This is a genomic window from Sphaerisporangium flaviroseum, assembly GCF_039537005.1.
Lineage (GTDB): Bacteria > Actinomycetota > Actinomycetes > Streptosporangiales > Streptosporangiaceae > Sphaerisporangium > Sphaerisporangium flaviroseum.
Genome location: NZ_BAAAZR010000063.1, coordinates 188974 through 197169 on the forward strand (window position 1 = coordinate 188974; position 8196 = coordinate 197169).

Genomic DNA, 8196 nt, shown 5'->3' on the forward strand with positions numbered 1-8196 from the left:
GGACCCGGGCGTCCGCCCGGGTCCGTCTCGACGTGGTCTCGAAAGGAGGTCAGGTCCTGCGCCAGCGAGCCTCGCAGAAGCAGTAGACGGCGAACAGGATCAGGCCGAGGGCCACCACGACCAGCAGCCACGGGCCGAACGGGGTGTCGGCGAACGCCCGGAGGGTGGAGTCGATCCCCTTGGCCTCCTTGGCGCTGAAGGAGATCGCCGCGTTGATCAGGAAGATGCCCGCCGCCACGGCGATCACGCCACGCGCGCAGTACCCGGCCATGCCGAGCTTCTCCACGACGCCGCGGGCCTTGGGCGACATCTCACCGGTACGCAGGTGTTCCAGGAACTTCTTCTTCACGCCCTCGTAGATCCAGTAGAGACCGATCGCGATGACGATGAGGCCGACGAGGCCGACGATGAACTGCCCGCCGGGCCATTCCATCACGGTGGCGGTCAGGTCCTTGGACTGCGAGTCGGTCGACTTGCCGGTGGTGCCATGCAGAAGGAAGCTCAGGATGGTGCCGACGGCCAGCGCGTAGAAGGCGGTGTGCGCGGCCGCCTCGACCCTGTCCTTGGTCTTCAGTCCGCCCATCAGGGCTTCGGAGAGTTGCCATAGGGCCAGCGCGACGAAACCGACGGCGAGCAACCAGAGCAGGACCGTGCCGAAGGGCTGTTCGGCGACCGTGCGCACGGCGCCGGTCTTGTCCGCCTCTTTACCCCCGCCCCCGAAGGCGATCTGCAGCGCCAGGATGCCGATCAGGGCGTACATGACGCCCCGGCACGCCATCCCGAACCGTGCCAGCCGATCGAACATCCGGCTGTTTGTCGCTTGACGGGCGGCACCCTGCGCTTGGTGACCGGCTGAGGCCACGGAGTTCATGGGCTCGCTCCTTTCGATTCATCCTCTCTCTACACATTTGCGGGCCGACTAAACCCGCTGATCGCCTGCGCGGCCTTGGAATCCCGAAGCGGTATCACGGGGAGGAAGGCGACATGAGGGTATTTACAACCACTCGGCGAAGACCGAAGGGCATCAGCCGCCACGTGCTCCCAGACGGGGCTTCCGGCATACCCATGATCTTGCTGGTGCCCGCGGCGGCCGGGCTCGCGTTCCTGGTCCTTCCGCTGACCGCGCTGGTGGTCCGCGCTCCGTGGCCGGCGCTCGCCACCCGCCTCGCCCAGCCCCACGTCCTCGCGGCGCTGCGGCTCTCGCTGTGGACCTCCTCGCTCGCCACCGTGGGGTGCGTGCTGATGGGGGTACCGCTGGCCTGGATGCTGGCCCGCGTGGCGTTCCGGGGAAGGCGGCTGGTCAGAGCGGTGGTGACGGTGCCGCTGGTGCTCCCCCCGGTGGTCGGCGGCGTGGCCCTGCTGCTGGCGCTGGGCCGCGACGGGCTGGTCGGCACCTGGCTGGAGGCGATCTTCGGCGTCACACCGCCGTTCACCACCACGGCGGTCGTCCTCGCCGAGGCCTTCGTGGCGCTGCCCTTCCTGGTCATCAGCGTCGAGAGCGCGCTGCGATCCTGCGGCCCGCGCCTGGAGGAGGCCGCGACCACCCTTGGCGCCTCGCGCTGGACCGTCTTCCGCCACGTGACCCTCCCCCTGGTGGCGCCGGGAATCGCCTTGGGAGCCGTGCTGTGCTGGGCGCGAGCCCTGGGCGAGTTCGGAGCGACCGTCACCTTCGCCGGGAACCTCCCGGGTCGGACGCAGACCATGCCGCTGGCGGTGGCCCTCGCCCTGGAGACCGACCCCGAAGCCGCGATCGCGCTGAGCCTCGTGCTTCTCGTGGCGTCCGTGGCCATCCTCGCCTGCCTGCGTGGCCGCTGGGTGGCCGCCGCATGATGGACGCCCACCTGGTCGCCGAGCACGCCCGCTTCCGGCTCGACGTCAGGATCCGCGTCGCCCCCGGGCAGGTCGTGGCGCTGCTCGGGCCGAACGGCGCCGGCAAGACCACGGCCCTCAGGGTCATCGCCGGCCTCACACCGCCCTCGGGCGGGCACATCCTGGTCGACGGCGCGGCGGTGCACGCCCGCCCGGCCGAGCAGCGGCCCATCGGCATGGTGTTCCGGGACCACCTGCTGTTCCCGCACATGAACGTGCTGGACAACGTCGCCTTCGGGCCGTGGTGCCGGGGAGCGAGCAGGGCCGAGGCCCGGCGTGCGGCCGCCATCTGGCTCCAGGACCTGGGCCTTGGCGAGCATCGGCGACGCAGGCCCGCGGAGCTGTCCTGCGAGCAGGCGCAGCGGGCGGCACTGGCCCGCTCGCTGGCCGTACGGCCCCGCGTGCTGCTCCTGGACGAGCCGCTGGACGCCCTGGACGCCCAGGCCCGCCTGACGATGCGCACCGCGCTCGGCGACCACCTGTCCGGCTTCGGCGGCGCCGCCATCCTGGTCACCCATGATCCGCTGGACGCCATGGCGCTGGCCGAGCGGCTCATCGTGATCGAGGACGGCGTCCTGGTCCAGGAGGGCACGCCTTCCGAGGTGGCCCGCCACCCGCGCACCGGCTACATCGCCCGCTTCGCCGGGCTCAACCTCTACCGCGGCCGCGCCCGGGGGCACGAGGTGTCGGTCGAAGGACCGCCCGCGGGCCGGGTCACGGGCGGGCCGCTCACGTTCAGCGTGGCCGAGAACCTGAGCGGCCCGGTCTTCCTCGCGTTCCCGCCCTCGGCGGTGGCCCTCTGCCCGATCCGGCCGGAGGGGCGGCCACGGAACACCTGGCAGGGCACCGTCGAGGGCCTCGAACGGCAGGGCGGGCACGTCCGCGTGCGTCTGGACGGCCCCATCACCGCGGCCGCCGACCTCATGCCCGCCGCGGCCGCCGAACTCGGGCTTTCCCTGGGGCAGAAGGTGTGGGCGTCGGTCAGGACGACCGAAACGCACGCCTATGCGGCGCCGGCCGGCGGCTGCGAGGACCGGGACGCGCCGTACGGCGGCGGACCAAGGTAACTCACGGCAAAGTCACGTAGCCTAATAGAGCCGTTTGTGCTTGCCGTCCAGCTGTGTGGGCAGAGGTAAGGGGCCGGGATCGCGACGAACACCCCCGCGTCTCCCCATGCCCGCGTACTGACCACCACGGAAGGGATCGGTCGCCTATGGCCAGGCAGATCGCCGCATACCAGCCCCCCAGCTCCGTCGAACTGGAGGCTCGGGTGCACACCCTCGAGCTTCAGGTGGCCCACCTCACCGAGGCGGTCCGATCGCTCACCAGGCCGGCGAACGATGCCGGTTCCCCCCGTCCCGCCGACTGAGCGAGCCTCCCCCGCCCCCGGTTGACGAGCACCCACGGTCTGTGTGGTCGACTGGTCTTCAGGGGGCGAAAGGGTGAGATTCTGGCACCAGTGGTCGGTCCGGGCCCGTATCACGCTGTTCGCCGGCATAGTGGCGGCGCTGCTCTCCGTGCTGCTCGGCACCGTCCTGCTGGTGGCCATCAACCGCCTCGCGACCGAATATCTCACCAAGCAGATCGGCTCGGCGGGTGACCGCGTCGCCTACACGCTCCAGCGAGGCCCCCTCTCCAACCCGCTGCCCCACGGCCAGATACGCAACCTGCAGGTCGTCGATCCCCAGGGGAAGGTCGCCGCCGCCTCCCCCGGCCTTCAGGGCAAGCCCCGGATGGCCGGCTTCATGCCGCCCGACGGCAAGACCATCGAGACCTCGATCGTGTGCGGCGGCGTCTTTCCCCGTGACGAGTGCGACATCGTGGTGGCCCGGCGGGTCCAGCGCTTCGGGGAGGCGTGGATCGTCTACAGCGCCGCACCGGTGATCCCGCATCTGGTCCATCCCAAGCTGGCGGGGATGCTGATCCTCGGCGCGGTCTTCCTCACCACGGTGATCACCTACGGAAGCCACCGGATCGTCGGACGGGCGCTAGAGCCGGTGGACACGATGCGGTCCGAACTGGACGAGATCAACGCCACCTGCCCGGAGCGCCGGGTGCCGGTGCCGCCCGGGCGGGACGAGCTGCACGGCCTGGCCGAGAGCGTGAACCACACCCTCGACCGGCTGCAGGGGGCGATGGAGCAACAGCGGCAGTTCGCCTCCGACGCCTCCCACGACCTGCGCAGCCCGATCACCGCCATGCGCGCCGAGGTGGAGGACGCCATGCTGGCGCCTGAGCGCAGCGACGTGAAGGTGCTGGGTGACTCCCTGCTCACCAGCCTGGACCGGCTCCAGGCCATCGTCTCCGACCTGCTGATGATCGCTCGGCTCGACGCCGGGGCGCCGGGAATCCTGGAGCCGGTCGGCCTGTCCCACCTGGTGGACTCGGAGCTGAACCGCCGCCATTCGACCCTGAAGATCAAGCGCGAGGTGGAGCCCGGGGTGTGCGTGATCGGTGACCGTCTGCGGCTGGCGCGCCTGTTCACCAACCTGATGGACAACGCCGCGCGGCACGCCGACTCCTCGATCACCGTGAGCGTCTACAAGCGGCCGGGCGGCCCCTCGGGAGACCCGCGCTTCCCCGGCGGCGCGGCGGTCCTGGAGGTGAGGGACGACGGAGCCGGTATCGCGCCGGACAAGCGCGAGATCGTCTTCCAGCGGTTCACCCGGTTGGACGCCGCGCGCAGCAAGGACGCCGGCGGCACCGGGCTCGGCCTGCCGATCGCCCGGCAGATCGCCGAGATCAGCGGCGGAACGCTCACGCTCGAACCGAGCGAGCGGGGCGCGCGTTTCATCCTGCGGCTGCCCCTGGCCACGCTGTCGGACCAGGGGTGCTGACGCCCCCGGCCCGCACGCGGGGGCCGGGCCACCCTCACTGCGATCGGCGCAGCTCCGAGGCCGGCACCGGGATGGCGGGGAAGGGATTGTCGGGGAGCAGGATCAGCCGCCGCGCCTGACCGGTCGGCTCGGCGGCGTCCAGGTGCAGGAGCGCCGAGCCGATGCCGGCCGCGCCGATCATGTAACCGGTGTCGGCCGTCACCTCCCACGGCCGCAGCCGGCGGTAGGCCTGGTACCAGCGGAACCCCGCGCCGTCATGCGTGGTGGCGCGGCCGACCAGGTCGTCTCCGAGGGTCCGGGCGAAGTCGAGGTAGGGTCGCTCGCCGGTGGCGGCCCAGAGCCCGATGAACAGCTCCAGCAGGCCCGCGGCGCCGCAGCACTGGCAGGCCACGTTCCAGAACCCGGGGGTCCGGCTGCCAGGGACCCCGCTGCACATGATGCCCGCGGCGAGCCGCTGGACCCAGTCGAGGTCACCCACGTCACCGGTCACCCGGTAGAGCTCGTAGAACATGCGGGCCACCCCGGCGGATCCGGAGCACAGCCCGAGGTAGTGCAACCGGCGGCCCTGGGGCACGTGGTGCGGCACCAGCACGTGCCCCTCGGCCACGGTGCTGACCGTGCGGACGAAGTCGGCTCCCCTGCGTGCGGCGTCGAGGAACCGCCGGTCGCGCGTCACGCCGTACAGCCGAGCGAGCAGGAAGGCGGTGCCGGCCGTGCCGGAGAGGAAACCGGGTGTGACGGCGTCGACAGGAAGGTCCGGGAGACCTTCCTCGCCGAACCTGTGGCCGGGCACGACGTGGTCGGCGGCGCGTGTCCCGGCCTCGACGGCGATCTCCCCGTACGTCGAGACGCCGAGGATGCCGGCGGCGTGCAGCAGGCCGAGGATGATCCCCCCGTCCCCCCGCTGGGCCGGGTCGCCCGTCCATCCGACGCCCTTGTCGGTCCTGCGGAGGCTGCGGACGATGTGGTCGGCTCCGGCCCTGGCCGCGACCTCGAACCGCTCGTCACCGGTCGCCCACCCCACCTCGGCCAGCGCGAACACCATGCCGGCGACGCCGTCGTAGAGCGAGAGGTCGGTCTCGGCGCGCCAGGTGGCGGCGAGGTAGCGCGCGCCCGCCCTGGCGTCCTCCAGATAGGTCTCCTGGCCGGTCGCCGCCGCGAGCTCCAGGAAGAACAGCACGATGCCCGCGGCTCCGGCGTACAGCGAGCCCGGCCTGCCCGACCCTGCGGAGTCGCGCCGGGGATCGGGGTTGGGCCGCCAGTGGCGCCCTCGCTCGTCGTCGACCGCGGCCGACCGGATCCAGCGCCCCGCCATGACCGCGGCCGTGCGGGGCGTCTCGGCTGATGGCCATGACGGGTGGCTCCGGTCCGGGCTCATGTCGCCTCCTCTGCGCACCCAGCTTATACCTATGAATCTGGTAGGGAAACTAGGCAATTGCAAGGCATCCGATCACAGCGTGCGGCCGACTCCGTCGTCGTCGCAACAGAACAATCTCATACGCGCCGCCTCCCCGGGGTGTTCAGCCCGCACCGTGACCGGCACATTCGCGTGCGCGCACGTCCCCGCGAGAACCCGCTTTGTAGCTCGGGAATGGGTAGATATGCTGCCCTGCCGTAGGGTTCTGTCCCGATAGGTGGATTTGTCCTGCCCAGATCAAGGAGACGGCGACACGGTCATGCGAACGATCCAACGGACCACCGCACTCATCGCGACAAGCGCGGCCCTCTCGCTGGCTCTCGCCGCCTGCGGGGGCGGCGCCCCCGCCGGCGACGGCGGCGCGGCCTCCTCAGGGAAATCCATCATCCTGATCACACCCAACCCGGTCGGCACCAACAGCTTCCTGCAGTTGGGCGTCAAGGGCGCCGAGTCGGCGGCCAAGGAGATCGGCGCGAGCTTCAAGCTGTACGAGAGCAAGGACCCCACCAGCATCGCCCAGAACCTCGACGCGGCCGTACGGGCGAAGCCCACCATCATCGTCGGGATCAGCTTCTCCTTCGACGACCTGTTCAACACCCTGCCGAAGCAGCACCCGGGCCAGCAGTTCCTCCAGGTCGACTCCTGCGCCAAGACGGCCGCGCCCAACCTGTCGTGCGTCTCGTTCAAGGAGCACGAGGCCGCCTACCTGGCCGGAGTCGAGGCCGGGCTGGTCACCTCGACCGGCGGGCTCGGGGTGGTCGCGGCGCTCGACAGCCCCTTCATCCACCGGTGGATCGACCCGTTCTTCGCCGGCGCCAAGTCGGTCAACCCCAAGGCCGAAGGCACGCCGCTCTACGTCGGCGGGAACAACCCCTTCAGCGACCCCGCGCGCGCCAAGTCGCAGGCCCAGACCCTGATCGGCCGTGGGGTCGACATCGTCGCGGCGGCGGCGTCCGGAGGCAACCCCGGCGTCTTCGAGGCCGTCGCGGCCGGGAAGGCCAAGTCCTTCGGGGTGGACGTGAACCAGTGCGCCCTCAGCCCGGGCAACATCGTCGACAACATCCTCAAGCACGTGGACGTCGCCGAAGCCGCCGCCATCAAGGAGGTCGCCGCGGGCAAGGCCGGAGGGGTCAAGGTCTACGGCCTGGCCGAGAACGGCGTGGGGGTGACGGCGCTGCAGGACGACCTGGCCTCCTCCCAGTGCACCATCGCCCAGAACCCGGAGGCCGTGACCAAGGTCAAGCAGGTCCGCGACGACATCGTCTCCGGCAAGATCACGGTCGCCGACCCGCTGGCGGGCTAGGCGATGACCGCCTCCGTCCCGCACGCCGCCGAGCTCGTGGGCATCACCAAGCGGTTCGGGTCCGTCCTGGCGAACGACGCCGTCGACCTGGCGATCGCGCGCGGCGAGGTGCACGCCGTGGTGGGCGAGAACGGGGCCGGCAAGTCCACGCTGATGTCGGTGTTGTTCGGGCTGCTCCGGCCCGACTCCGGGCAGGTCGTGCTGGAGGGCGAGCCGGTGCGCCTGCGCTCCCCCGCCGACGCCATCGCCCACGGGCTGGGCATGGTGCACCAGCGCTTCCGGCTGTTCCCCGAGCTGACCGTGGCGGAGAACGTCGTGATCGGCGCCGAGCCGACCGGCCGCGGGTTCTGGCGGCGCGGCGTCCTCGACCACGCGGCGGCCCGGCAGGAGGTCGAGCGGCTCGGCGAGCGGTACGGCCTGCGGGTCGACCCCTCGGCGCGGGTGGGCGGGCTCCCCGTCGGCGTCCGCCAGCGCGTCGAGATCCTCAAGGCGCTCTACCGCAGGGCGCGGATCCTGATCCTGGACGAGCCGACGGCCGTGCTGACCCCCGGTGAGGCCGGCCGCCTGTTCGAGGTCCTGCGCACCGTGACGGGCACCGGGGCCTCCGTGGTCCTGGTCACGCACAAGCTGGGCGAGGTGCTGGCCGTCGGCGACCGGGTGACGGTGCTGCGGCAGGGCCGGGTCACCGGCCGCTTCGCCACCGCGCAGACGACGGCCGACGAGCTCGTCCGGGCCATGATCGGCCGATCCCTGGCCCTCCCGGCCGGAAC

At 71.5% G+C, this 8196-nt stretch carries 8 protein-coding genes; 6 read left to right on the forward strand and 2 right to left on the reverse strand.

The window, feature by feature from the left end:
- Positions 1–49: 49 nt before the first annotated feature.
- Positions 50–805 (reverse strand): DUF1206 domain-containing protein, encoded by a 756-nt coding sequence (locus ABD810_RS40080; RefSeq protein WP_344953480.1) that lies wholly within the window; start codon positions 803–805, stop codon positions 50–52.
- A 260-nt stretch (positions 806–1065) separates the two neighbouring features.
- Between ABD810_RS40080 and ABD810_RS40085 the strand changes: the two genes are divergently transcribed.
- From ABD810_RS40085 to ABD810_RS40100, 4 genes are all read left to right on the forward strand, one after another.
- Positions 1066–1830 carry an ABC transporter permease gene (locus ABD810_RS40085; protein ID WP_344953483.1) on the forward strand — a complete coding sequence of 255 codons (765 nt, stop codon included), beginning with the start codon at positions 1066–1068 and terminating at the stop codon, positions 1828–1830.
- On the forward strand, positions 1827–2936 hold the full coding sequence (locus ABD810_RS40090; protein WP_344953486.1) for an ABC transporter ATP-binding protein: 1110 nt from the start codon (positions 1827–1829) through the stop codon (positions 2934–2936). Before ABD810_RS40085 ends, ABD810_RS40090 begins: the two co-directional genes overlap by 4 nt.
- A gap of 146 nt (positions 2937–3082) precedes the next feature.
- A complete protein-coding gene (locus ABD810_RS40095; RefSeq protein ID WP_344953490.1) occupies positions 3083–3238 on the forward strand; it encodes a hypothetical protein in 156 nt (51 codons plus the stop codon).
- A 73-nt stretch (positions 3239–3311) separates the two neighbouring features.
- The gene (locus ABD810_RS40100; RefSeq protein ID WP_344953493.1) at positions 3312–4706 is read left to right on the forward strand and encodes a sensor histidine kinase; all 1395 of its coding nucleotides are present in this window, start codon (positions 3312–3314) and stop codon (positions 4704–4706) included.
- Positions 4707–4740: 34 nt separating this feature from the next.
- Here the strand turns inward: ABD810_RS40100 and ABD810_RS40105 are convergent, their stop codons facing one another.
- Entirely contained in the window at positions 4741–6084 is a 1344-nt protein-coding gene (locus ABD810_RS40105; RefSeq protein ID WP_344953497.1) for a lanthionine synthetase LanC family protein, read from the reverse strand.
- A gap of 298 nt (positions 6085–6382) precedes the next feature.
- Here ABD810_RS40105 and ABD810_RS40110 point away from each other — a divergent pair, with 298 nt between their 5' ends.
- The gene (locus ABD810_RS40110; RefSeq protein ID WP_344953499.1) at positions 6383–7426 is read left to right on the forward strand and encodes a BMP family ABC transporter substrate-binding protein; all 1044 of its coding nucleotides are present in this window, start codon (positions 6383–6385) and stop codon (positions 7424–7426) included.
- A 3-nt stretch (positions 7427–7429) separates the two neighbouring features.
- Positions 7430–8196, forward strand: a 767-nt coding sequence (locus tag ABD810_RS40115) for an ATP-binding cassette domain-containing protein (RefSeq protein ID WP_344953501.1), incomplete at its 3' end; no start/stop codon positions are given.